This is a genomic window from Streptomyces sp. NPDC017095, assembly GCF_044332325.1.
Classification (GTDB): Bacteria; Actinomycetota; Actinomycetes; order Streptomycetales; family Streptomycetaceae; genus Streptomyces.
Genome location: NZ_JBIROU010000005.1, coordinates 162,303 through 187,529, shown reverse-complemented (window position 1 = coordinate 187,529; position 25,227 = coordinate 162,303). Strand labels below are relative to the sequence as shown.

Below are 25,227 nucleotides of genomic sequence, written 5' to 3'. Positions count from 1 at the left end.
GGGTCACCCCTCCGCTGCGGGTGGCGGGGCTTCGCCGGGTGTTCCGCCCGGTGAGGCCCCGGGTGTCCCGCCGGGTGCTTCCCCGGTGCGGAAGTCCAGCCGCCCGTCCCGCACGTCCACCGTCACCCGGCCGCCCGCGGCGATCGTGCCGTTCAGCAGCAGCCGGGACAGCCGGTTGTCCACCTCGCGCTGGATGGTGCGGCGCAGCGGCCGGGCGCCGTACTCGGGCTGGTAGCCGCGCTCGGCCAGCCAGTCCACGGCCGCGTCGGTGAACTCCACCCCGACGCCCTGCCCGTCCAGCAGCCGCCGCGTGTCCTCCAGCAGCAGAGCGGTGATCCGCCGCAACTGGTCGCCCGTCAACTGCCGGAAGACCACGATCTCGTCGATCCGGTTGAGGAACTCCGGCCGGAAGTGCTCGCGCAGCGGCCGCAGGATCCGCTCGCGCCGCGCCTCCTCGTCGGCCTCCGTGCCGCCCGGCCCGAACCCGATCCCGCCACCGCGCCGGGTGATCGCCTCCGAACCCAGGTTGCTGGTCATCACGATGACCGTGTTGGTGAAGTCCACCGTCCGGCCCTGCGAGTCGGTGAGCCGGCCGTCGTCCAGGACCTGGAGCAGGATGTTGAAGACGTCCGGGTGGGCCTTCTCCACCTCGTCCAGCAGGAGCAGCGAGTACGGGTGCCTGCGCACCACCTCGGTCAGCTGCCCGGCCTCCTCGTGGCCGACGTACCCGGGCGGCGCGCCCACCAGCCGGGAGACGGTGTGCCGCTCCTGGTACTCGCTCATGTCCAGCCGGACCATCCGGTCCTCGCTGCCGAACAGCGCCTCCGCGAGCGCCCGGGCCAGCTCGGTCTTGCCGACGCCGGTCGGGCCGAGGAAGAGGAAGCTGCCGATCGGCCGGCGGGGGCTCGCCAGGCCCGCCCGGGAGCGCAGCACCGCCTCGGAGACCACGGCGACCGCCTCCTCCTGGCCGACCACCCGCTGGTGCAGGTGCTCCTCCAGGCCGAGCAGCCGCTCCTTCTCCTCCTGGGTCAGCCGGCTGACCGGAATGCCGGTCTGCCGGGACACCACCTCGGCGATGGCCTCCGCCGTCACCTCGAGCTGCCCCTCGTCGGCCTTCCCCTCGTCGCTGGCCGCCGCGATCCGCTGCTTCAGCTCGGTGATCCGGTCGCGCAACTGCTTGGCCTGTTCGTAGTCCTCGTCCGCGACCGCCTGGTCCTTGTCCCGGAGCAGCTGTTCCACCTCGCGTTCCATGGCGCGGACGTCCGTGCCCTTCGTCCGGGCCCCGAGCCGCACCCGCGCGCCCGCCTGGTCGATCAGGTCGATCGCCTTGTCGGGCAGCCGGCGGTCGGTGAGATACCGGTCCGACAGCTCGACGGCGGCGACCAGCGCCTCGTCGGTGTACTGGACCTGGTGGTGGGCCTCGTACCGGTCGCGCAGCCCGCGCAGGATCTCGATCGTGTCCCCGACCGTCGGCTCGGGCACCAGCACCGGCTGGAACCGGCGGGCCAGCGCCGCGTCCTTCTCGATCCGGCGGAACTCCTCCAGCGTGGTCGCGCCCACGATGTGCAGTTCGCCCCGGGCGAGCGCCGGTTTGAGGATGTTCCCGGCGTCCAGCGCGCCGCCCTCGCCGCCGGACCCGGCGCCGACGACGGTGTGCAGCTCGTCGATGAACACGACCAGTTGGTCGGAGTGGGCGCGGATCTCCTCCACGATGGTGTTCAGGCGTTCCTCGAAGTCGCCCCGGTAACGGGTGCCGGCCACCACGCCGGTCAGGTCCAGGGCGACCACCCGGCGCCCGGCCAGCACGTCCGGCACGTCCCCGTCGGCGATCCGCTGCGCCAGCCCCTCGACGATCGCCGTCTTGCCGACGCCCGCGTCGCCGATCAGCACCGGGTTGTTCTTGCCGCGCCGCGACAGCACCTCGATGGTCTGCTCGATCTCCGTGTCCCGGCCGATCACCGGGTCGACGCGGCCCTGCCGGGCCAGGTCGGTCAGATCCCGGCCGTACTTGTCCAGGGTGGGCGTGCCGGTGGGCCGCTGCCGCTCCGGGCGTGGCTGGGCGCCGTCCGGGGCCTCCGGCGGCAGGGCGCGCGGCGCGAACCGGGCCGCGTGCAGGATGTGCCCGGCCGCCGAGTCCGGATTGGCGGCCAGCGCGCTCAGCACGTGCTCCGGGCCGATGTATCCGGCACCGCTGGAGCGCGCCATGTCGTGCGCGTCCAGCAGGGCCCGCTTGACGGCCGGGGTCAGGGACAGCGAGGTCGGCGGCGGTGTCTCGCCCGGCGGATGCAGCACCGGGCCCGTCCGGTCGTCGATCTCGGACGCGAGCGAGTCCGGGTCCGCGCCCGCCCGGCTCAGCAGGCTGCGGGTGGGCTCCGTCGACACGGCCGCGCGCAGCAGGTGCTGGGTGTCCAGATCGCGGCTGCCGTGCTCGGCGGCGTACTGGGCGGCTCCTCTGACCAGCTCCCGGGCCGGCTGGCTGAGCAGCCGGCCGATGTCGATGTGACGCGGTGCTCCGCCGCCCGCCCCGCTGAAGAAGCGGGCCAGGAAATCACCGAAAGGGTCAGGAGGGTAGCCGTTGGTCATGGCGTGGGTTCCTTCGCTGACGACACGCGGAGCGGCCGGGTAACCCGGGGGCGGGTGGCTCATGCCCACCATGTCACGATCCGTTGGGGCGAGCATGTCCGCTTACACGGTGGTATGCCCCTCCTGAACCCTTCGGTGAACTAATGCTCCGTTTCTCAGGAGGCTTCCCGCGCCGTCAGGATCACCGGTCCGTCCGCCGTGATCGCCACGGTGTGCTCGGCGTGGGCCGCCCGGGAGCCGTCGGGCGTGCACAGGGTCCAGCCGTCGTCCGCCGTGCGGTAGTCGTCCCGGCCGCTCGCGATCAGCATCGGCTCGATCGCCAGGACCATCCCCGGGCGCAGCGGGAAGCCGCGGCCCGGCCGGCCCTCGTTCGGGACGTCCGGTTCCTCGTGCATACGGCGGCCCACGCCGTGGCCGCCGAAGTCCTGCGGGACGCCGTAGCCGGCGCCGCGGCAGATCCGGCCGACGGCGTGCGAGATGTCGCCGACGCGGTTGCCGGGCACGGCCGCCGCGATGCCCGCGGCGAGCGCCCGCTCCGCGGTCTCGATCAGCCGCAGGTCCGCGGGGCGGGGCCGGCCCACCGTGAAGCTGACGGCCGAGTCGCCGACCCAGCCGTCCAGCTCGGCGCCGCAGTCCACGGAGAGCAGGTCGCCGTCGCGGAGCCGGTACCGGGTCGGGATGCCGTGCACGATCGCGTCGTTCACCGAGGCGCAGATGACCGCGGGGAAGGGGGTCTCGGCGAAGGAGGGGCGGTAGCCGAGGAAGGGCGAGGACGCGCCCGCCTCGCGCAGCACCTCCCGGGCCACCTCGTCCAGCTCCAGCAGCGACACTCCGACGCGTGCGGCCTTCCGCACGGCGGTCAGGGCCCGCCCGACGACTTCTCCCGCCCCGCGCATCGCCTCGATCGACGTGGGGGTCTTCAGTTCCACCATGCCAATTACTATACCGGTATTTAAATTGGGTGACGACCGGGCGTGGGGCGGTGGCGGGGGCGGGGCAGAATGGGGGCATGGTGCGGACCCCTCTCACTCCCGAAGAGCACGAGCGCGGCGAACGGCTCGGGCGGCTGCTGCGCGAGGCCCGCGGCGAACGGAGCATGGCCGACGTCGCCGCCGAGGCGGGCGTCTCGGCCGAGACGCTCCGCAAGATCGAGACGGGACGGGCGCCGACACCGGCGCTCTTCACCGTCGCCGCGCTGGCGGGCGCCCTCGGCCTGTCCCTGGACGACCTCGTGGCCCGGTGCGCCCTCGTTCCCGTCTGAGCTTCGCGCGCTGCCGGAAAACCGTCCGTAGCAAGCCCGTAACACCTCTGGTGTTGCCTACCGGCCAGACACGGGGAGTCGGGCGGGAGCTGGGCGATGTCGGTGGGTCAACGGCCCGATGGGGTACGGGAGTTCGCGAGCTATCTGTCCGTCCTGCTGGCCCGCCTCGATCCGCGCGGTGGCTGGAGCGGGGTCTTCTGGCGCCGTGATCCCGCGGGGATGAGCGCCTGCCTCGACGGGCGTGAGGTGCCGCCGTGGGACGTGGTGGAGGCGCTGCTGGACGACCTCGGCGCCGGGTACGGGCCCGCCGTCGCGGCGGCCGAGCGGGACCGGGCCGGCGCGCTGTACACCGCCGCGGTCCACGCGTACGACGCCCGGCCCGGCGCCCGGGCCGTCCTCGCGGGCCGGCTCGACACCCTGCTCGGCGAGCGGCGCCGCGCGGCGGAACGCCAGGCCGAACTGAGCCGCCGCCTCTCGGCACCGGTGTCCGCGGAGCGGGCCGAGTCGCTGCGCCTGGACCTCGCCTGGGCCCACGACGACCTCCGGCGCGCCACGGCCCGCTGCGCGGACCTCCACGCACGGCTCACCGCACTGGACCACCGCCCGCCACGAAGCACGGCGGCCCCGGCCGCATCCACCGGCACCGGCCCAGGCCGCCCCCTCCCGGCACCACCGGAGGCCGCGGAACGCGGGCAGTGGCCCACGCGGACAACAGGGGACGGCGGGGGCGCGCCGGGGGCCGGTGGCGCGGGCGTGGCTTCCGGGGCGGTGACGGGGGTCGGCGATCCGGGCGCGGGTACGGCTTCCGGGGCGGGCTGGGGCGGCCCGGGTACGGCTTACGCGGCGCCGGCGGCCGGGAGTGGTCCGGGGGCGGCTGCTGGGGCGGGCTGGGGCGGCGGCACGGCTTCTGGGGAGGGCTGGGGCGGTGCCGACGCGGCTTCTGCGGTGGTACGACGCGGGGATGGCCCGGGTACGGCTTCCGGGGCGGGCTGGGGCGGCCCGGGTACGGCTTACGCGGCGCCGGCGGGCGAGAGTGGTCCGGGGGCGGCTTCCGGGGCGGTGGGACGCGGGGATGGCCCGGGCGCGGGTACTGCGGCCGCAGGCGCGGGTGGTGTGGGTGCGGTTTCTGTGCCGGTGCCGGGCGGGGCTGGTCCGGGGGCGGTTTCTGGGGCGGGCTGGGGCGGCGGCACGGCTGCTGGGGAGGGCTGGGGCGGTGCCGACGCGGCTTCTGCGGTGGTACGACGCGGGGATGGCCCGGGTACGGCTTCCGGGGCGGGCTGGGGCGGTGCCGGCACGGCTTCCGGGGCGGTGGGACGCGGGGGCGGTCCGGGGGCGGCTTCCGGGGCGGTGGGACGCGGGGGTGGTCCGGGGGCGGCTTCCGGGGCGGCGGGACCCGGGGGTGGCCCGGGCGCGGCTGCTCCGGTGGTACGACACGGGGATGAGCCGGGTGCGGGCACTGTGGCGGCAGGCGCAGGCGGTGTTGACGCGGTTTCTGTGCCGGTGCCGGCTTCCGGGGCGGGCTGGGGCGGCCCGGGTACGGCTTACGCGGCGTCGGCGGGCGAGAGTGGTCCGGGGGCGGCTTCCGGGGCGGTAGGACCCGGGGATGGCCCGGGTGCGGGTACTGCGGTGGCAGGCGCAGGTGGTGTGGGTGCGGTTTCTGTGCCGGTGCCGGGCGGGGCTGGTCCGGGGGCGGTTTCTGGAACGGGCTGGGGCGGTGCCGATACGGCTGCTGGGGCGGTGGGACGCGGAGGCGGTCCGGGGTCGGCTTCTGTGCCGGTGGTGTCCTCCGTTCCGCCCGGCGGCGGTGCGGGCGGGCCCCGCGACGGTCAGGTCGGGTCCCGTAGCGACGGGGGGCGGTCCCTTGACGACACGGTCCGGTCCCGTGGTCCTGGTGACGTGGTGCCGTCCCGTGGCGACACGGTCCGGTCCCGTGGCGACGGGGTCCGGGACCGTGGTGACGCGGGCCGGTCCCCTGGCGACGCGGGCCCGTCCCGTGGTGACGGGGTCCCGTCCCGTCGTGACGGGGTCCCGTCCCCTGGCGACGGGGTCCCGTCCCCTGGCGACGCGGGCCCGTCCCGTGGTGACGCGGGCCCGTCCCGTGGTGGCGGCGGCCCCCGTAAGCGGCGGCGGGGCAGTGCGCGGTTCGCCGGGGGTGTGGACGGGGGCGGGGAGCCGGTGGTGCCGGTGGTCGGTGGGCCGGACGCCGGGGCCGGCAGCGGTACACCGCGAGGTGCCCGGTTCGCCCGGGAACCGGTGGCGCCGGACGCCGGGCGCGGCGAGGCCGCCGCGCCCGAGGCGCCGGCCGCGGCCGGGGAGACCGGCGCGGTGGTCGCCGGCACCGTGCGGCGGCTGGCCCTACTGCGGGCCGAGGGGCGGTCCGGGGAGGCGCACGTGCTGCTGGTGGAGGCCGCGTCGTGGCCCGCCGGCCGGCTGCCGTCGCTCGCGGACGCCCTGCACCGGGCCGGACTCGGCGCCGACTGGGCCACGCTGCTGTGGGAGGCCGCCGCCCTGCCCGCCGAGCGGCTGGCCGCCGCCGCCGACGCGCTCACCGCGGCCGGCCGGGACGAGGACGGCCGGCGGATGCTGCGGCACGGTGTCGCGCGGCCGGCCGAGCAGATCGGCGCGGCCGTGCTGCGGCTGGCCGACGCGGGCCGGCACCGGGAGGCGCGGAGCCTGCTGGACGCCTGCGTGCGGGCCCGTACCGCCGAGGAGGCCGCCCGGTGCGCCGCCCCCGATCCCCGGCGCCTGGTGCCGCCGCTGCTGGACGCCGCGCTCGGTGTCTCCGGCGAGCGGCACCGGGATCTCGTGCACGCGCTGCGCGTCGCCGGACACGCCCTCTGAGCGGAGCCGGTCCGCTCACCCACCGGAGTGTGAAACATGATCGACCCAGCGGGTTGACGACGATGGTCTTGGCAAGGGCCGCCCGGAGGCTTAGTTTCGTGCCTCTACGGCCTGCTCTACGGGCGTAGAGGCTCTGACGTCGTGTCGAAGGAGCAGCTCATGGCCCATGTCGTCCGCGCCGCCCTGGTCCAGGCCACCTGGACCGGCGACACCGAGTCCATGATCGCGAAGCACGAGGAGCACGCCCGCGAGGCGGCCCGCCGGGGCGCGCGCATCATCGGATTCCAGGAAGTCTTCAACGCGCCCTACTTCTGCCAGGTGCAGGAGCCGGAACACTACCGCTGGGCCGAACCAGTGCCCGACGGCCCGACCGTGCAACGGATGCGCGACCTCGCCCGGGAGACCGGCATGGTGATCGTCGTCCCGGTCTTCGAGGTCGAGCAGTCCGGCTTCTACTACAACACCGCCGCCGTGATCGACGCCGACGGCACCGTGCTCGGCAAGTACCGCAAGCACCACATCCCGCAGGTCAAGGGGTTCTGGGAGAAGTACTACTTCAAGCCCGGCAACCTGGGCTGGCCCGTCTTCGACACGGCCGTCGGCAAGGTCGGCGTCTACATCTGCTACGACCGGCACTTCCCGGAGGGCTGGCGGCAACTCGGCCTGAACGGCGCTCAGCTCGTCTACAACCCGTCCGCCACCCACCGCGGCCTGTCCGCCCACCTGTGGCAGCTCGAACAGCCCGCCGCGGCCGTCGCCAACGAGTACTTCGTCGCCGCGATCAACCGGGTCGGACAGGAGGAGTACGGCGACAACGACTTCTACGGGACGTCGTACTTCGTCGACCCGCGCGGACGCTTCGTCGGCGAGCCGGCCGGTGACAAGACCGAGGAACTCCTCGTCCGCGACCTCGACTTCGACCTCATCGAGGAAGTGCGGCAGCAGTGGGCCTTCTACCGCGACCGCCGCCCCGACGCCTACGAAGGGCTGGTGCAGCCGTGACCGACCTGTACTCCCGGCACCGCCGGGTCATGCCCGACTGGCTCGCCCTCTACTACGACGACCCGATCGAGATCACCCACGGCGAGGGCCGTCACGTCTGGGACTCCGCCGGCCGCAGGTACCTGGACTTCTTCGGCGGCATCCTCACCACGATGACCGCGCACGCGCTGCCCGAGGTGACCAAGGCGGTCGCCGAGCAGGCCGGCCGGATCGTCCACTCCTCGACCCTCTACCTCAACCGGCCGATGGTGGAACTCGCCGAGCGGGTCGCCGCGTTGAGCGGCATCCCGAACGCCCGGGTGTTCTTCACCACCTCCGGCACCGAGGCCAACGACACGGCCCTGCTGCTCGCCACCGCCTACCGGCGCAGCAACACCGTGCTGGCCCTGCGCAACAGCTACCACGGCCGCTCCTTCAGCGCGGTCGGCATCACCGGCAACCGCGGCTGGTCCCCGACCTCCCTGTCCCCGCTCCAGACCCTGTACGTGCACGGCGGGGTGCGCACCCGGGGGCCGTTCGCCGGTCTCGACGACCGCGCGTTCACCGACGCCTGCGTCGCCGACCTGAAGGACGTGCTCGGCCACACCCGGGCGCCGGCCGCGCTGATCGCCGAACCCGTGCAGGGCGTCGGCGGGTTCACCTCGCCGCCCGACGGACTGCTCGCGGCCTTCCGCGACGTGCTCGCCGCCCAGGGCATCCTGTGGATCAGCGACGAGGTGCAGACCGGCTGGGGCCGTACCGGCGACCACTTCTGGGGCTGGCAGGCCCACGCCCGCAGCGGCCCGCCGGACATCCTCACCTTCGCCAAGGGCATCGGCAACGGCATGTCCATCGGCGGGGTGGTCGCCCGCGCCGAGATCATGAACTGCCTGGACGCGCAGAGCATCTCCACCTTCGGCGGCACCCAGATCACCATGGCCGCGGGCCTGGCCAACCTCACCTACCTCCTCGAACACGACCTCCAGGGCAACGCCCGGCGGGTCGGCGGGCTGCTCATCGAGCGGCTGCGGTCGGCCACCGCCGGGCTGCCCGGGGTGCGGGAGGTGCGCGGCCGCGGGCTGATGATCGGCGTCGAACTGGTCCGGCCCGGCACGGACGAGGCCGACCCGCAGGCCGCCGCCGCCGTGCTGGAGGCGGCACGTCACAACGGGCTGCTCATCGGCAAGGGCGGCGGCCACGACTCCAGCGCCCTGCGGATCGCCCCGCCGCTGTCGCTGACCGTCGCCGAGGCCGAGGAGGGCGCGGCGATCCTCGAAGAAGCGCTCCGGAGCCCGTACTAGACCCTCCGGGCGCCGCCCGTACGCGGCCCGCCCGCAGACCCTCCGGGCGCCGCCCGTCCGCGGCACCCTCACGCGCCGCCCGTGCGCGGCGCCCGTCCCGGCAGGAGGACCCATGACCGGTCGTACCGTCATCCGCGGGGGTCTCGTCATCACCGCGTCCGACGAGATCCACGCCGACGTCCTGATCGAGGACGGCCGTATCGCCGCCCTCGCCGCCTCCGGCACCCCCGCGGCCGCCGCGTTCACCGCCGGGCCGGGCGAGCAGGGGGCGGCCGGGGCCGGAGGATGGCGGGTCATCGACGCCACCGGCAAGTACGTCATCCCGGGCGGTGTCGACGCCCACACCCACATGGAGCTGCCGTTCGGCGGCACCTTCGCCTCCGACACCTTCGAGACCGGCACCCGGGCCGCCGCCTGGGGCGGTACGACGACCATCGTGGACTTCGCGGTGCAGAGCGTCGGCCACACCCTGCGCGAGGGCCTGGACGCCTGGCACGCCAAGGCCGAGGGCAACTGCGCGATCGACTACGCCTTCCACATGATCGTCTCCGATGTGCACGAGGAGACGCTGAAGGAGATGGACCTGCTGGTCGAGGAGGGAGTGACCAGCTTCAAGCAGTTCATGGCCTATCCGGGGGTGTTCTACTCCGACGACGGCCAGATCCTGCGCGCCATGCAGCGCGCCGCCGGGAACGGCGGGCTGATCATGATGCACGCCGAGAACGGCATCGCGATCGACGTGCTGGTCGAACAGGCCCTGGCCCGGGGCGAGACCGGCCCCCGCCACCACGGCGAGGTGCGCAAGGCCCTGCTGGAGGCCGAGGCCACCCACCGCGCCATCAGGCTGGCCCAGGTCGCCGGCGCTCCGCTGTACGTCGTGCACGTCTCGGCGGCGGAGGCGGTGGCCGAGCTGGCCCGCGCCCGGGACGAGGGCCTGCCCGTCTTCGGCGAGACCTGCCCGCAGTACCTGTTCCTGTCCACCGACAACCTGGCCGAGCCGGACTTCGAAGGCGCCAAGTACGTGTGCTCGACACCGCTGCGGCCCCGGGAGCACCAGGCCCGGCTGTGGCGGGGGCTGCGCACCGACGACCTCCAGGTCGTCTCCACCGACCACTGCCCGTTCTGCTTCACCGGCCAGAAGGAACTCGGCAGGGGCGACTTCTCCAAGATCCCCAACGGCCTGCCGGGCGTGGAGAACCGCATGGACCTGCTCCACCAGGCCGTCGTGGACGGGCACATCTCGCGCCGCCGCTGGATCGAGATCGCCTGCGCCGCCCCGGCCCGCATGTTCGGCCTCTACCCGAAGAAGGGCACCCTCGCACCGGGCGCCGACGCGGACGTCGTCGTCTACGACCCGCACGCCGAGCAGGTGATCTCCGCGTCCACCCACCACATGAACGTCGACTACTCGGCGTACGAGGGCCGGCGCGTCACCGGCCGCGTCGAGACGGTCCTGTCGCGCGGCGAACCCGTCATCGACCGGCGGGAGTACACCGGACACGCCGGCCACGGCGCCTACACCCCGCGCTCCACCTGTCAGTACCTGAACTAGGAGCGCCGACCATGGACTTCGGACTCGTCCTGCAGACCGACCCGCCCGCCTCCCGCGTCGTCAGCCTGATGAAGCGGGCGGAGCGCAACGGCTTCCGCTACGGCTGGACCTTCGACTCCGCCGTGCTCTGGCAGGAGCCGTTCGTGATCTACAGCCAGATCCTGGCCAACACGCGAAGGCTGAAGGTCGGGACGATGGTCACCAACCCGGGCACCCGCGCCTGGGAGGTCACCGCCTCCGCCTTCGCCACGCTCAACGACATGTTCGGCAACCGCACCGTGTGCGGCATCGGCCGGGGCGACTCCGCGCTGCGCGTGGCCGGCCGCAAGCCCCACACCCTGGCCCGCATCAGCGAGGCCATGAAGGTCATCCGGGCCCTCGGCAGCGGCGGGGAGGCCGACCTCGGCGGCACGACGATCCGGTTCCCCTGGATCAAGGAGGGCGCCGAACTGCCCGTCTGGATGGCCGCGTACGGGCCGAAGGCGCTGAAGATGGCCGGGGAGGAGGCCGACGGGTTCATCCTCCAGCTCGCCGACCTGTACCTGACCGAGTCCATGGTGCGGACCGTCCGGGAGGCGGCGGCCGCCGCCGGCCGGGACCCGTCCGAGGTGACGGTCTGCGTCGCCGCCCCGGCCTACGTCACCGCGGACGACTCGCCCGAGGCCCTCGCCCACGCCCGCGACCAGTGCCGCTGGTTCGGCGGCATGGTCGGCAACCACGTCGCCGACCTGGTCGCCCGGTACGGCGCCCACTCCGGCGAGGTCCCCGGGGAACTCACCGACTACATCGCGGCCCGGCAGGGCTACGACTACGCCCACCACGGACGCACCGGCAACCCGGACACCGCGTTCGTGCCCGACCGGATCGTGGACCGGTTCTGCGTCATCGGGCCCGTCGAGAAGCACATCGAGAAACTGACCGCGCTGCGCGCCCTGGGCGTCGACCAGTTCGCGGTGTACGACATGCACGACGCGCAGGAGGCGACGATCGACGCCTACGGCAGCCGGGTCATCCCCGCCGTCGGCGCCGGGGCCCCGGGCCGGACGGACCCATGACCGGCACCGCTTCCTCCGCCGGCCGCCCGGTCCCGGCGCCGTCCCCGCTCCCCGGCCGCGGCCGGGCGCTCAGTCCCGGCCGCCGTCCAGCGCGGCGACCGCGGACTTCGCCGCCTTGATGGCGCCCTTGTTGATCTCGTCCGTCGAGGGAGCCCGCCGGGTCTCGAAGTCGCTGCCGCTGTAGGTGACCACGACCAGCGCGTTGGCGGCGCGGACCAGCACCACGCCCTCGCGGGTCTGCTGCCCGTCCTCCGTGGTGAGGCCGACGACGGAGTACGCGCTGTCCCCGAGCCCCGGGACGGCACCGCCGCCGCCGCGCTCCGCGACCCGCTGGTCGTACTCCCCGCGCGCCTCCCGCGCGGAACCGCCGATCTCGAACGACACGTCCAGCCAGCGGTAGTCGTAGCCGTCGAGGGCGTTCCAGGAGCAGGTGCGGCGCAGGCTGGTGTCCGTCGACGGGATCTCCTTGCCGGCCGTCCCGGCGCCCGGCACCAGGGACTTCAGGGTGGCCGCGGGCACGCTGGAGCACGGGGCGGGCGCGGTGGTGTAGGCGTTCGCCGCGGCGGCCGGCGCCGGGTCCGCGGCGGCGGAGGGACCGGCGGGCGTGTGCCGGGCGCTTAGGTGGCCGGCGGCGGGCGGGGCGGCCGGGCCGGACGTCAGCGCCCAGCCGGCGCAGGCGAGCACCGCGACCGGCGACAGGCGCGCGGTGAGAGCGAGCGGCAGAGGAAGGGAACGCACGGCGCACTTCTCAAGGGGGGAGCGGGCGGGGAGGGGTCCGCGGGGCGGACGGGGTAGGACAGTGTCACATGACCGCCTGTGAGCGGAAGGGCCGACGCGGTCCGTGTCCGGCCGCTCACGACGGGCGGAACGCGGTGCACCACTTTGCCCCCGTCCGCCCCGCCAGGCCCCGCCGCGCACGTCCCTGCCCGGCGGCTACGGCACTCGCGCCGTCCACTCCGGGGAGGCGAACTTGGTGCGCGCCAGTTCCTCGGCCCGGGCCAGCTCCGCTTCGCCGACCCCGCCCCGGGTCAGGCCGTAGCGCGCGCGGAAGGACTCGATCATCCGGTCGATGACCGCCTCGCGCGCCAGCCCCGTCTGCCGCCGCAGCGGATCGACCCGCTTCTTCGCGCTGCGCGTGCCCTTGTCGGACAGCTTCTCCCGCCCGATCCGCAGCACCTCCACCATCTTGTCGGCGTCGATGTCGTACGACATGGTCACGTGGTGCAGCACCGCGCCCGGGCCGCCGCCGGGGCCGACGATCCGCTTCTGCGCCGCGCCCGCGATCTTGCCCTGGTCGGTGGCGATGTCGTTCAGCGGCTGGTACCACGCCCGGATGCCCATGTCGCCGAGGGCGCCCAGCACCCAGTCGTCCAGATAGGCGTAGCTGTCCTGGAAGGACAGACCCTGCACGAGGGACTCGGGCACCGACAGCGAGTAGGTGATCGTGTTGCCGGGCTCCACGAACATCGCGCCGCCGCCGGAGATCCGCCGCACCACCTCGATGCCGTGCCGCGCGGCGCCCTCGGGGTCCACCTCGTTGCGCAGCGACTGGAAACTGCCGATGATCACCGCCGGGGCGCCCCACTCCCACACCCGCAGCGTCGGCGGGCGCCGGCCCGCGGCCACCTCGGCGGTCAGCACCTCGTCCAGCGCCATGTGCAGGGCCGGCGGCTGGGGGCCCTCGTGGACCAGCTGCCAGTCGTAGTCGGTCCAGTCCGTGGCGCGGGCCAGCGCGCGACGCACCGCGATGCCGACGCCCTCCGAGGTCAGGCCGTACATCACCGTGCCCGCGGGCAGCGCCGCGTCGATCCGCGCGGCCAGCCCCGCCGCGTCGGTGTCCGCGGGGGCGCCCTCCAGCGCGCCGTCCACCGCGTCCAGCGCCTCGTCCGGCTCCAGGAAGAAGTCGCCCGCCACGCGCACGTGCCGCAGCACGCCGTCCTCGACCTCCACATCGACGACGACCAGCTTGCCGCCGGGCACCTTGTACTCACCGTGCACTGTCAGGGCCTCCGTTCCTGCCGCAGAGATCAACGTCCGCCCCGGCCGCCGTGTTCCCGGCACCCCGGACGGCGCACGGCACCCGCTCCTCCTCGCGCTCATCTGTGAGGTGTCGCTCTCCGGAGAGCGCCCGTGCTTATTAATGAGCCGGGTGGGAAGTCGGAGGTGCACAGCCCGCCTGCGGACCGGCGGGCGGGTCGATCCCCGGGTGAGGCAGTCAGCGTCCGCCCGTCACCAGAGGAGTACCGTGACCGTTCGCATCGGAGTGGAAGAGGAATTCCACATCGTCGAGGTGGAGACGGGCCTGCTCGCGCCGCGAGCCGACAGCATGCTGGAGAAGCTCCCCGCACAGACCTTCACGACCGAGATGCAGCAGGCGACCATCGAGTCCAACAGCGGGGTGCACGACTCCCTAGCCGGCCTGTACGACGATGTGCTCGGTGCCAGACGGCGGCTCGACGCCGCGGCCGGCGCCCAGGGCCTGGCCGTGGTGGCGGCCGGCACCGTGCCGCTGGCCCGCACCCAGGACACCCGCCCGACCGCCGGGCGCCGCTATCGCCACATGGCCGACGAATACCGCATGATCGCCGACGAGCAGCTGATCTGCGGCACCCACGTCCACGTCGACATGCCCGACCGCGACCTGGCCGTGCGCGTCATGTGCGAGGTGTCCCCGTGGCTGCACGTCCTGCTGGCCCTGTCCGCCAGTTCCCCCTTCTGGCTGGGCGCCGACACCGGCTACGCGAGCTGGCGGACCATGGTGTGGCAGCGCTGGCCCACCGCGGGCCCGCCGGGCTGCTACGCCGACGCCGCCGAGTACGACGCGGACGTGCGGTGTCTGATCGACTCCGGGGTCATCAGCGACGCGAAGATGATCTACCACGACATCCGGCCGTCCGCCCACCAGCAGACCCTGGAACTGCGCATCTGTGACGCCTGCCCCCGCGCGGAGACGGTCGTGCTGATCGCCGGGCTGTACCGCGCGCTGGTCACCGAGGCCCGCGCGCGGCTGGAGACGACGGACGCGCCCGCCTGCCCGGGCCGGCACGAGTGGCTGCGCGCCGCCGCCTGGCGGGCCGCCCGGTCCGGCCTGGAAGGCGCCCTGATCGATCCCGTGACCCGGCACGAGGCACCCGCGGCCCAGGTCGTCCGGCGCCTGCTGGAGCGGGTGCGCCCGGCGCTCGAGGCCGCCGGTGACTGGCACACGGTCCGCGAACTCGCCCAGCGGGCGCTCGCGGCCGGCAGCGCCGCCCACCGCATGCGCCTCGCCGCCGAGGCGGACGACCTGCTCGCCTGCACGGACCTGGCGATCGCGGAGACCCGGGGCGACGCCCAGCCGCGCCGCCGGCCCGCCGCCCCCGCCCGGCGCCTCGCCCCGGAGCGTCCCGTCGCCTACCCCTCCGGCGCCGGCCGGACCGGGTTCGCCGGCCGCTGAGCCGCCCGGGATGCCGGCACCGCCCGTCCCGCACCCGCAGAGCCCCTGCCCACCCCCGTCCCGAAGGAGAAGCACCACCGTGTCCATCAGTTCCGGCCACATACCGCTGGGCGGCCCGCCGCCCGCCTCGCCCGCGCGCGGCCCGCGCGGCACCTGCGCCCGGCGGGGAGGTGAGCGCGGATGTGCGGCCTGAGCGGAGAGATGCGCTTCGACGGCACGCGCCCCGACCTGGCGGCCGTCCAGCGGATGAACGACCGGCTCGCCGCCCGCGGACCCGACGGCGAGGGCATCTGGTCACGGGACGCCGTCGCGCTGGGGCACCGCCGTCTGAAGATCATCGACCTGTCCGAGCGCGGTGCCCAGCCGCTGACCGACACCGAGCAGCAGATCACCGGCGTCTTCAACGGGTGTATCTACAACTACAAGGAGCTGCGCGCGGAACTGACGGCCCTCGGCCACCGGTTCCGGTCCACCTCCGACACCGAGGTCGTCCTCACGGCGTACCGGCAGTGGGGCACCGACTGTGTCGACCACTTCCACGGCATGTTCGCCTTCGCCCTGGTCGAGCACCGGACCGGCCGGCTGGTCCTCGCCCGCGACCGGCTCGGCATCAAGCCCCTGTACCTGGCCCGGACCCCCGGACGGCTGCGGTTCGCCTCCTCGCTGCCCGCCCTGCTCGCGGCCGGCGACGTGGACACCTCGCTCGACCCGGCCGCCGTGCACCAGTACCTCAGCTGGCACGCGACCGTGGCCGTGCCCCGGACCGTGCTGGCGGGCGTGCGCAAGCTGCCCCCGGCCACCGTGCGGGTCGTCGAGCCGGACGGAACCCACCGGGACCACCGCTACTGGCAGCCGTCGTACACGCGCCGCCCCGAGCACGCCGGCATGGGCCCCGACGAGTGGCGGGACGCGGTCCTGGACGCCCTGCGCACCGCCGTGCGGCGGCGGATGGTCGCCGACGTCCCGGTCGGTGTCCTGCTGTCCGGCGGACTGGACTCCAGTCTGATCGTGGCCCTGCTGGCCGACGAGGGACAGCGGGACCTGGCCACGTTCAGCGTGGGCTTCGAGTCCGAGGGCGGCGACGAGGGGGACGAGTTCCGGTATTCCGACCTGGTGGCCAAGGAGTTCGCCACCGACCACCGGCAGCTCGTGGTTCCCTCGCGGCGCGTGTCGACGGCCCTGGACGCGGCGGTCGCGGCGATGAGCGAGCCCATGATGAGCCACGACGTGGTCGCCTTCCACCTGCTGTCCGAACAGGTCTCGCAGAACGTCAAGGTCGTCCAGAGCGGGCAGGGCGCCGACGAGGTCTTCGCCGGCTACCACTGGTACCCGGAGCTGGCCGCCGCGGCCCGCGAGGAGGAGCCGCGGCGCTATGCCGAGACCTACTTCGACCGGTCGCACGCCGACCTCGCCGCGATGCTGCACCCCGACATGTTGCCGCGCAAGGACGTCTCCGCCCGGTTCGTCGAGGAGCACATGGCGGCGCCCGGGGCCGAGACGGCGCTCGACGCGGCCCTGCGCCTCGACACCCACGTCATGCTGGTCGACGACCCGGTCAAGCGGGTCGACAACATGACGATGGACTGGGGCCTGGAGGCCCGCGTGCCGTTCCTGGACCACGAACTGGTCGAGCTGGCGGCCGCGTGCCCGCCGGAGCTGAAGCTGGCCGACGGCGGCAAGGGCATCCTGAAGGAGGTCGGCCGCAAGCTGCTGCCCCGCGAGGTGGTCGACCGGCCCAAGGGCTACTTCCCGGTCCCGGCGATCACCCACATGGCCGGACCCGTCCTGGAGAAGGTCAGTACGGCGCTGAACGCCCCCGAGGCGAAGCGGCGCGGCCTCTTCAAGGACTCCTACATCGCCGAACTGCTGGCGGCCCCCGACCGACACCGCACCAAGCGCGGAGCGAACGCGCTGTGGCAAGTGGCTTTGCTGGAGATATGGCTGCAGACGCACGGAATCTGACGGGGGAGACCCTCGCGGTACGGCCGCCCGCCGCCCACCCCGGGCGCACCGCCCCGCCGTCCCCGCCGCCCCCGGACGGCCGTACCGCCGCCTTCGCCGCGCCCGCCCGCGTCCCGCTGCCCGACGCCTCCGGACCGCGCGACGCGACGACACGGCTCATCGCACACGGCTGCTGGTACCCCTCGGCCGACCCGTCCGGCACCCAGGCCGCCTTCATCTGCGACCGGGGCGGCGTGCCCCAGCTCTGGGCCGGCCCCGTCGACGGCGAGGCCGTACGCCTGCTCGACGACGGACCGGACCCCGTCACGGAGGTGTCCTGGTCGCCCGACGGCCGCTGGATCGCCTACACCACGGCGCCCGGCGGCGGCGAGCACACCCGGGTGCTGTGCGTCCGCCCCGACGGCAGCGACCGGCACATCCTGGCCGGGGCCGAGCCGGGCAGCTCCGCCCACCTGGGCTGCTGGGCGCACGACGGCTCGGCGCTCGCGGTCACCGTCGCGGTCCCCACCGCCGTACCCGCCCCGGAGGCCACGGCGGAGGCCGCCGCGCCCGGCCCGGCCGACGCCCATCTGCCGGCCCACTGGCAGGGCCGCACGGGCGGCACGGGGCTGCTCGGCCCGGCACCCCACACGGACCCCGGACCCGCGCTGCCGTCCGGCCTGCTCACCGTCGGGACGACGGCGCTCGGCGCACCGGGCGGCAGGACCGCCCCGGCGGCCGGCTTCGGCGACGGACTGTCGGCGTACCTCGTCGACCCCGACGGCGCCGCCGCCCCCGTCCTGCTCGCCGTAGAGAAGGACGCGGCGACGCTCCGCGTGTGCGACCTCAGCCGCGACGGCGCGTTCGCGCTGCTGCGCCGGGGACCGCGCGGCCGGCGCGAGGCGGTCGTGCTGCGCACCGCCGACCACGAGCCGACCTGTGTGGTGCCGGTGGCCGACGGGGACCCGTGGATCGGCGGCTTCTCGCCCCGCGCGGACACCCTCTGGCTGCGCAGCAACGTCCACCGGGAGTTCGCGGTCCTGCTCGCCGCCGCACTGGACCCGCGGGGACGGGTGCGCGGCTGGTCGGTCGGCGCAGCGCGCGAGAACAGCGACCTGGAACTGCTGCGGTGCGCCCGCGACGGCACCTTCGCCGTGCTGGCCTGGAACGTCCGCGGCATGAGCGAGGTGGAGGTCCTGGACACCGGCACCTCCGGCGCCGGCACCGGCCCGCCCCGGTCCGTCGCCCTGCCGCACGAAGTGGTCACGCGGGTCACGGACGCCGGGCCCCGGCTGCTGCTGGCCCTGTCCGGGTCCCGTCGCCGCCCCGGCATCTGGTGGCTGCCCGGCGGCGCGAACCCGGTCCGCACCCCGTGGTCGTCCCGCGACGAGGACGCCGTGCCCCCGGGCCGCCCGCCCGTGCGGCCGGTCCCCCTGCGGCCCACCGCCCGGGACGGGCTGCGGCTGAACGGCTGGTACTACCGCGCCCCGGGGCGCGGGCCCGGCGAGCCGGCGCCCTGCGTCATCCACCTGCACGGCGGCCCCGAGGACCAGGAGCGCCCCGTCCTCGACCCGCTCTACCACGAGATCCTCGGGCGGGGACTGGACGTCTTCGCCCCCGACGTCCGCGGGTCCTCCGGCTACGGCCGGTCGTTCGTCGACGCGGACCTGGGCAGGGGACGGCTCGCCGCGATCGACGACGTGGCGGACTGCGCCGCCCACGCGGTGCTGGCCGGCCTCGCCGATCCCGCCCGGCTGGCGGTGATGGGCCGCTCGTACGGCGGCTACCTCACGTTCGCCTCCCTGGTCTGGCACCCGGACCTCTTCCGCACCGGGGTCGCGGTGTGCGGCATGTCGGACCTCGGGACGTTCTTCGAGGGCACCGAACCCTGGATCGCCCAGTCGGCGGCCCACAAGTACGGCCACCCCGAACGCGACCGCGAACTGCTGCGGGCGCTGTCGCCGATGAGCCGCATCGACGCGCTCAGGGCCCCGGTGCTCGCCGTGCACGGCGAACACGACACCAACGTGCCGCCGGGGGAGTCCGAGCAGTTCGTCCGGGCGGCACGCGAGCGCGGTGTGCCGGCCGAACTGCTCACCCTGTACGACGAGGGCCACGAGTTCCTCCGCGCCGACAACCGCCGGCTCTTCCGCCGCGCCGCCGCCGACTGGCTGCAACGGCACCTGGGCACCTGACCGGCCGGGGGGTACCGGAGCCGGGCCCGACTGCCTAGATTCTCCCCAGAGCGGTCCGCGGCACCGACGGGACCGGCCGGCGCACGCGGACACCGAGGTGAGGGATGCAGTTCACCACCCGCCCCACGCTCCAGGGCACGTTCGGCATGGTCTCCACCACCCACTGGCTGGCCTCCCAGTCGGCGATGGCGGTGCTGGAGGACGGCGGCAACGCCTTCGACGCGGCCGTGGCCGGCGCGTTCGTGCTGCACGTCGTCGAACCGCACCTGAACGGCCCGGCCGGCGAGGTGCCGATCCTGCTCGCCCCGGCCGGCGGCGCCGTGCGCGTGCTGTGCGGGCAGGGCGTGGCCCCGGCGGGCGCCGCACCGGCCCACTACCGGCGGCTCGGGCTGGACCTCGTCCCGGGCACCGGACCGCTCGCCGCCGCCGTGCCCGGCGCCTTCGACGCCTGGCTGCTCCTGCTGCGCGACCACGGCACCAAGTCCCTCGACGACGTCCTGGCGTACGCCATCGGCTACGCCGAGCACGGACACCCGCCGGTGGAGAACGTCGGCGCGGCCGTGGAGTCCGTACGCCGGCTGTTCGAGACCGAGTGGACCTCCTCGGCCCAGGTGTACCTGCCGGACGGCAGGGCGCCCCGGCCCGGCACCCTGCTGCGCAACCCGGCGCTCGCCGCCACCTGGAAGCGGCTGCTGGCCGAGACCGCGGGCGCGGGCGGCCGGGAGGCGCGGATCGACGCCGCGCGCGAGGTGTGGCGCACCGGCTTCATCGCCGAGGCCCTGCTGCGGCAGTCCCGGCGGCCCACCCTGGACACCAGCGGCGAACGGCACACCGGCACGCTCACTTCGGCCGACCTGGCCGGCTGGTCGGCCACGTACGAGACCCCGGTGACGTACGACTGGAACGGCTGGACCGTGTGCAAGGCCGGCCCCTGGAGCCAGGGCCCCGTCCTGCTCCAGCAGCTCGCCCTGCTCCCGCCCCGGCTGCCCGCGCCCGGCTCCGCCGACTACGTCCACCTGCTGATCGAGAACTGCAAACTCGCCATGGCCGACCGCGAGGCCTGGTACGGGGACGCCGCCGAGGTGCCGCTCGCCGACCTGCTGTCGGACGCCTACAACGCCGGGCGGCGGGCCCTGGTCGGCGAGCGGGCCTCGTACGCCCTGCGGCCCGGCAGCCCCGGCGGGCGCGTCCCCCGGCTGCCCGCCCACGCCCACGCGCACGCGCCGGCGGGCGCCGCGGCCGGCTTCGACCCGATGGGCGCCGGCGAGCCGACCGTCGCGCCGCTGCCCGGCGCGCCGTCGCTCGCGGAGGCGACCGGACAGGCGCAGGTGACCGGCGCGGCGGAGACGGGTGCCGGGACGTGGGTCGGCGCCGACGGCTCCACCCGTGGCGACACCTGCCACCTGGACGTCGTCGACCGCTGGGGCAACATGATCGCGGCCACGCCCAGCGGCGGCTGGCTCCAGTCCAACCCCGTCGTCCCCGAACTCGGCTTCCCGCTCGGCACGCGTCTGCAGATGACCTGGCTGGAGGAGGGCCTGCCGGGCACCCTCACGCCCGGCCGCCGCCCGCGCACCACCCTCACCCCGTCCCTCGCGCTGCGCGACGGCGTGCCGGTCATGGCGTTCGGCACGCCCGGCGGCGACCAGCAGGACCAGTGGCAGCTGCACTTCTTCCTGGCCGCCGTACTGTGCGACCCCGTCCGCGGCGGCCCGGACCTCCAGGGCGCCATCGACGCCCCCAACTGGCACAACGACAGCTTCCCCGGCTCCTTCCACCCGCGCCTGAGGCGCCCCGGCAGCGTGACGGTGGAGTCCCGCACGGACCCCGGCGTCGTCGCGGAGCTGCGGCGGCGCGGCCATGACGTCACCGTGGGCCCCGCCTGGTCCGAGGGACGGCTGTGCGCGGTGGCCCGGGACCCGGAGACCGGCGTCCTGTCGGCGGCGGCGAACCCGCGCGGGGCGCAGGGCTACGCGGTCGGCCGCTGACCGGCCGGTCCCGGCCGGGACCGGCCCCCGCTCTTCACCGCGGTTCCACCTCCCGTCCACCCGGGCAGCGGGGATTGTCAGTAGGACGTGGTCTGATGGGAGGCATGATCGAAGAGACGGAGACCATCGAGGAGTTTCTCGCCCGCCGCTCGGCCGATGTGGAGGAGGCGGTCCGCAAGGCCGCCGCGGCCGAGATCCTGCCCCGCTTCCGTCGGCTCGCCGCGCACGAGGTGGACCAGAAGAGCGGCCCGCACGACCTGGTGACGGACGCCGACCGCCTCGCCGAGCTGCGGCTCACCGAGGACCTCGGCGCGCTGCTGCCCGGCTCGGTGGTGGTCGGCGAGGAAGCGGTGCACGCCGACCCGGCGGTGTACGAGGCGCTCCAGGGCGACGCGCCGGTCTGGATCGTCGACCCGGTCGACGGCACCCGCCAGTTCGTCCACGGCGACGACGGCTTCTGCACCCTGGTGGCCCTCGCCCACCGCGGCACCGTGCTCGCCTCCTGGACCTACGCGCCGGCGCGCGAGCAGTTCGCCACCGCCGTGCGCGGCCACGGCGCCTTCCTGGGCGGGCGGCGGCTGTTCGCGGGTCCGCCCGAGCCCGGCCGGGACCTGGCCGTCGCCACCTCCCACCCGTACTACACCACCGACGACCAGAAGCGCGCGCTGGGCGCCCTGCGCACCGCCGGCGTGGCCCCGCGCGCGTGCGGCTCCGCCGGCCTGGAGTACCTCGCCGTGGCCCGGGGCGAGTCGGACGCGGTCGCGTTCTCCTGGGAGGCCGCCTGGGACCACGCGGCCGGACTGCTGCTGGTCGAGGAGGCCGGCGGCGCCCACCTCACCCTGACCGGCGAGCCCTTCCGCATCACCGGCGGCAACACCCTGCCGTTCACCGCGGCCCGGGACGCGGCCACCGCCCGCCGGGTGGCCGGCCTGCTGCGCGGCGGGGTCTGACCGCCCGCGGCCACCCGGGCCGGGGGAGCGCCGTCGCCCGGCATATCCTGAGCCCGAATCGCCGTCGGCTGACGAAGGAGTCCGAAGGTGCCGTCGATGCTCGATGCGGTCGTGGTGGGTGCGGGACCGAACGGACTGACCGCTGCCGTGGAGCTGGCCCGCCGCGGCTTCTCCGTGGCCCTGTTCGAGGCGAAGTCCACCGTGGGCGGCGGCGCCCGCACCGAGGAGCTGACCCTGCCCGGCTTCCGGCACGACCCGTGCTCGGCCGCCCACCCCCTCGCCGTCAACTCCCCGGCGTTCCGCGCCCTGCCGCTCGACCGGTACGGCCTCGAATGGCTGCACGCGCCGCTGCCCATGGCCCACCCGTTCCCGGACGGCACCGCGGCCGTGCTGTCCCGCTCGGTCGCCGAGACCGCGGCCTCCTTCGGACCGCGCGACGCGGGCCCGTACCGCAGGCTGGTCGAGCCGCTCCTGGCCCACTGGGACACGCTCGTCCGGGACTTCATGTCCCTGCCGCTGACCGCGCTGCCCCGCGACCCGGTCACCCTGGCCCGGTTCGGCCTGGCCGGGCTCCCGCCGTCCACCTGGCTGATGCGCCGCTTCAAGGACGAGCGGATCAAGACCCTGTTCGCCGGCCTGGTCGCCCATGTGATGGCACCGCTGAACGGCCTGGCCACCAGCGCGATCGGACTGGTCTTCGCGCTCTCCGCGCACGCCCGCGGCTGGCCGGTGGCCCGCGGCGGCTCCCAGTCCCTCTCCGACGCCCTCGCCGCGTATCTGACCGACCTCGGCGGCGCGGTGCACACCGACTTCGAGGTCAAGCGCCTGGACGACCTGCCGCCGGCGCGCGCGTACGTCTTCGACACCTCGCCCGCCGCGCTCGCCCGGATCGCCGGCTTCGGCGACTACTACGCGCACTACCGCTACGGACCCAGCGTCTTCAAGATCGACTACGCGCTGGACGGCCCCGTGCCGTGGACCGCACCCGAGGCCCGCGCCGCCGGCACCGTCCAGATCGGCGCGAGCCAGGCCGAGATCGGCACCGCGCTGCGCGCCGCCTCCCGGGAGGGACGCGCGCCCGAGAGACCGTTCATGATCACCGTGCAGCCGAGCGTGGCCGACCCCACCCGGGCCCCCGAGGGCAAGCACGTCTTCTGGGCGTACGGTCATGTGCCCAACGGCTGGTCCGGAGACCTCACCGACGCCATAGAACGCCAGCTGGAGCGCTTCGCACCCGGCTTCCGCGACCGCGTGCTCGCCCGCGCCACCGCCGGGCCCGCCGAGATGGCCGCCCGCAACGCCAACTACGTCGGCGGGGACATCGCCTGCGGCGCGGCCTCCGGCCTCCAACTGCTGCTGCGGCCCAGGCCGTCCCTGTTCCCGTACCACACCCCGCACCCGGCCGTCTTCCTCTGCTCCTCGGCCACCCCGCCGGGGCCCGGAGTGCACGGCATGTCCGGCCACAACGCGGCCAAGGCCGTCTGGCGGCGGCTGAGACAGGGCTGAACCGGCCCCGGCCCGGACGGCACCGACGCACAGACGAGGCAGACATGACCACCATCACCCTGGTCCGGGGCGACCTCACCCGGCAGCACGCCGACGCCCTCGTCAACGCGGCCAACTCCGCCCTCCTGGGCGGCGGCGGGGTGGACGGCGCGATCCACCGCCGCGGCGGTCCCGCCATCCTCGCCGAGTGCCGCGCCCTGCGCGCCTCCCGGTACGGCAAGGGGCTGCCCACCGGCCAGGCGGTCGCCACCACGGCGGGCGACCTGGACGCCCGCTGGGTGATCCACACGGTGGGTCCGGTGTACCAGGGCCCGGGTACCGATCCCGCGCCGCTCGCCTCCTGCTACCGGGAGTCCCTGCGCGTCGCCGGCGGACTCGGCGCCCGGACGGTCGCGTTCCCGGCGATCTCCACCGGCGTCTACCGCTGGCCGATGGACGACGCGGCCCGGATCGCGGTGGAGACCGTACGCACCACCCCCACCACCGTCGAAGAGGTGCGGTTCGTCCTCTTCGACGACCGGGCCTACGAGGCGTTCGCCCGGCACCTCGGCGCACAGCGCGCGGACTGAGGCCGCGCGCGGCGCCCGGTCACCCCCGGGCCGGCGACGGCTCCTCCTCGGGCCGGCGCATGGTGCCCGGCGGCAGGCCGCCCTGGTCGCGCAGCCGGCGGCAGACATCCACCAGCGCCCTGATGCCGCGGCAGTCCCCTCCGTCCCGCTCGGGCCACACCACGCCGAAGGTGCACGGCGCCAGGTCCGCCACGGTGCGGTAGCGGATGTCGGGCCGGGGGAACAGCTCCGCCGCCACGGCCGGCAGGAAGGCGACCGCGCCGTCGAAGGAGACGGCGGACAGCAGCGACTCGACCCGGCTCACGTGGTGGTCGCTGTAGCGCACGCGGCTGCCGTCCGGCCGGGGGTCCATGGCCCAGAAGCGCCGCTCCACGGAGGACACCCCCGGGGCCAGGCTCACCATCGGCCGGCCGGCCAGGTCCGCCAGCCGCAGCGTGGCCCGCCCGGCGAGCGGGTCGGTGGCCGACAGGCACACCACGCGCGGCTCGGTGGTGAGCGGCTCGGCACAGAAGCCGTCCGGCACCGGCAGATAGGCGAAGGCCGCGTCGACCTTGCCGACCGACAGGGCCGTCGCCTGCTCCACCAGGTCCAGCACCTGGAAGTCGACTTCGAGACCGGGGTGCAGGGTGGTCAGGGTGGCGATGACCCGGCGGGTGGCCCCGAGCGCCGCGGCGCAGTCGGTCAGCCCGACCCGCAGCACGAGCCCGTGCTTGTCGTCCGAGGGCTGCCGCGCGGCGTGCCGGAGTTCGTCCGCGGCGCCCACCACGTTCCGCACGAGCGGAAGCAGCGCCTGGCCCAGCGGCGTCAGCTGCACCCTGCGGCTGGTGCGGGCGAACAACTGCACGCCGAGCCGGCGCTCCAGCGTGCGGATCTGCTGGCTCAGAGCGGGCTGGGTGAGGTACAGCCGAGCGGCGGCGCGGCCGAAGTGCAGTTCCTCGGCCAGTGTCAGCAGCGACCGCAGTTGGTGAACGGCAGGGTCGTCCGTGACCAGCATCGCCGGTGCCTCCCATCCGAGCGGAACGGATTGTGGATCCATCATGCATGCTAATCGATGAACGATTGCGCAGCTCC

18 protein-coding genes are annotated in these 25,227 nt (G+C 74.9%); 13 read left to right on the top strand and 5 right to left on the bottom strand.

All coding sequences use genetic code 11. The annotated features are described in order from the left end of the window. Positions 1-3: 3 nt before the first annotated feature. Together ACH4OA_RS12250 and map are read right to left on the bottom strand one after the other, a co-directional pair. On the bottom strand, positions 4-2,583 hold the full coding sequence (locus tag ACH4OA_RS12250) for an ATP-dependent Clp protease ATP-binding subunit (RefSeq protein WP_397968863.1): 2,580 nt from the start codon (positions 2,581-2,583) through the stop codon (positions 4-6). Positions 2,584-2,738: 155 nt separating this feature from the next. Continuing rightward, on the bottom strand, positions 2,739-3,515 hold the full coding sequence (map, locus tag ACH4OA_RS12245; protein WP_365883654.1) for a type I methionyl aminopeptidase: 777 nt from the start codon (positions 3,513-3,515) through the stop codon (positions 2,739-2,741). 77 nt (positions 3,516-3,592) lie between these two features. On the opposite strand from map, the gene ACH4OA_RS12240 reads away from it, so the two are divergent. The 6 genes from ACH4OA_RS12240 to ACH4OA_RS12215 all read left to right on the top strand — a co-directional run bounded on the left by ACH4OA_RS12240 (position 3,593) and on the right by ACH4OA_RS12215 (position 11,574). Further along, on the top strand, positions 3,593-3,844 hold the full coding sequence (locus ACH4OA_RS12240) for a helix-turn-helix transcriptional regulator (RefSeq protein ID WP_365883653.1): 252 nt from the start codon (positions 3,593-3,595) through the stop codon (positions 3,842-3,844). 2,178 nt (positions 3,845-6,022) lie between these two features. Further along, entirely contained in the window at positions 6,023-6,685 is a 663-nt protein-coding gene (locus ACH4OA_RS12235; protein ID WP_397968861.1) for a hypothetical protein, read from the top strand. Between the two features lie 159 nt (positions 6,686-6,844). Next, positions 6,845-7,687 (top strand): nitrilase-related carbon-nitrogen hydrolase, encoded by an 843-nt coding sequence (locus ACH4OA_RS12230; RefSeq protein ID WP_365883238.1) that lies wholly within the window; start codon positions 6,845-6,847, stop codon positions 7,685-7,687. A gap of 29 nt (positions 7,688-7,716) precedes the next feature. Beyond that, complete coding sequence (locus ACH4OA_RS12225; protein WP_397938933.1) at positions 7,717-8,967, top strand: aspartate aminotransferase family protein; 1,251 nt, start codon at positions 7,717-7,719, stop codon at positions 8,965-8,967. A gap of 112 nt (positions 8,968-9,079) precedes the next feature. Next, entirely contained in the window at positions 9,080-10,519 is a 1,440-nt protein-coding gene (hydA, locus tag ACH4OA_RS12220) for a dihydropyrimidinase (RefSeq protein WP_397968860.1), read from the top strand. Positions 10,520-10,530: 11 nt separating this feature from the next. Further along, positions 10,531-11,574 (top strand): TIGR03842 family LLM class F420-dependent oxidoreductase, encoded by a 1,044-nt coding sequence (locus tag ACH4OA_RS12215; protein WP_397968858.1) that lies wholly within the window; start codon positions 10,531-10,533, stop codon positions 11,572-11,574. A 69-nt stretch (positions 11,575-11,643) separates the two neighbouring features. On the opposite strand, the gene ACH4OA_RS12210 is transcribed toward ACH4OA_RS12215, so the two are convergent. After that, positions 11,644-12,312, bottom strand: a complete 669-nt coding sequence (locus tag ACH4OA_RS12210) for a hypothetical protein (protein WP_397968856.1) — start codon at positions 12,310-12,312, stop codon at positions 11,644-11,646. Positions 12,313-12,507: 195 nt separating this feature from the next. Then, positions 12,508-13,572 (bottom strand): biotin/lipoate A/B protein ligase family protein, encoded by a 1,065-nt coding sequence (locus ACH4OA_RS12205; RefSeq protein ID WP_397938773.1) that lies wholly within the window; start codon positions 13,570-13,572, stop codon positions 12,508-12,510. Positions 13,573-13,819: 247 nt separating this feature from the next. On the opposite strand from ACH4OA_RS12205, the gene ACH4OA_RS12200 reads away from it, so the two are divergent. From ACH4OA_RS12200 to ACH4OA_RS12170, 7 genes are all read left to right on the top strand, one after another. After that, positions 13,820-15,007 carry a glutamate--cysteine ligase gene (locus tag ACH4OA_RS12200; protein WP_397968854.1) on the top strand — a complete coding sequence of 396 codons (1,188 nt, stop codon included), beginning with the start codon at positions 13,820-13,822 and terminating at the stop codon, positions 15,005-15,007. Between the two features lie 180 nt (positions 15,008-15,187). After that, complete coding sequence (locus ACH4OA_RS12195) at positions 15,188-16,969, top strand: N-acetylglutaminylglutamine amidotransferase (RefSeq protein ID WP_397938769.1); 1,782 nt, start codon at positions 15,188-15,190, stop codon at positions 16,967-16,969. After that, on the top strand, positions 16,945-19,143 hold the full coding sequence (locus ACH4OA_RS12190) for a S9 family peptidase (protein WP_397968852.1): 2,199 nt from the start codon (positions 16,945-16,947) through the stop codon (positions 19,141-19,143). Before ACH4OA_RS12195 ends, ACH4OA_RS12190 begins: the two co-directional genes overlap by 25 nt. A 104-nt stretch (positions 19,144-19,247) precedes the next feature. Next, positions 19,248-21,131, top strand: coding sequence for a gamma-glutamyltransferase family protein (locus ACH4OA_RS12185; RefSeq protein ID WP_397968851.1), 1,884 nt, complete (start codon positions 19,248-19,250; stop codon positions 21,129-21,131). 104 nt (positions 21,132-21,235) lie between these two features. After that, positions 21,236-22,081 carry an inositol monophosphatase family protein gene (locus ACH4OA_RS12180; protein WP_397968850.1) on the top strand — a complete coding sequence of 282 codons (846 nt, stop codon included), beginning with the start codon at positions 21,236-21,238 and terminating at the stop codon, positions 22,079-22,081. A gap of 87 nt (positions 22,082-22,168) precedes the next feature. Further along, complete coding sequence (locus ACH4OA_RS12175) at positions 22,169-23,587, top strand: phytoene desaturase family protein (RefSeq protein WP_397938762.1); 1,419 nt, start codon at positions 22,169-22,171, stop codon at positions 23,585-23,587. 44 nt (positions 23,588-23,631) lie between these two features. Further along, entirely contained in the window at positions 23,632-24,156 is a 525-nt protein-coding gene (locus tag ACH4OA_RS12170; protein ID WP_397938760.1) for an O-acetyl-ADP-ribose deacetylase, read from the top strand. Positions 24,157-24,175: 19 nt separating this feature from the next. Here ACH4OA_RS12170 and ACH4OA_RS12165 read toward each other — a convergent pair whose 3' ends face one another. Next, positions 24,176-25,150 carry a LysR family transcriptional regulator gene (locus tag ACH4OA_RS12165; protein WP_397968848.1) on the bottom strand — a complete coding sequence of 325 codons (975 nt, stop codon included), beginning with the start codon at positions 25,148-25,150 and terminating at the stop codon, positions 24,176-24,178. Positions 25,151-25,227: the final 77 nt, after the last annotated feature.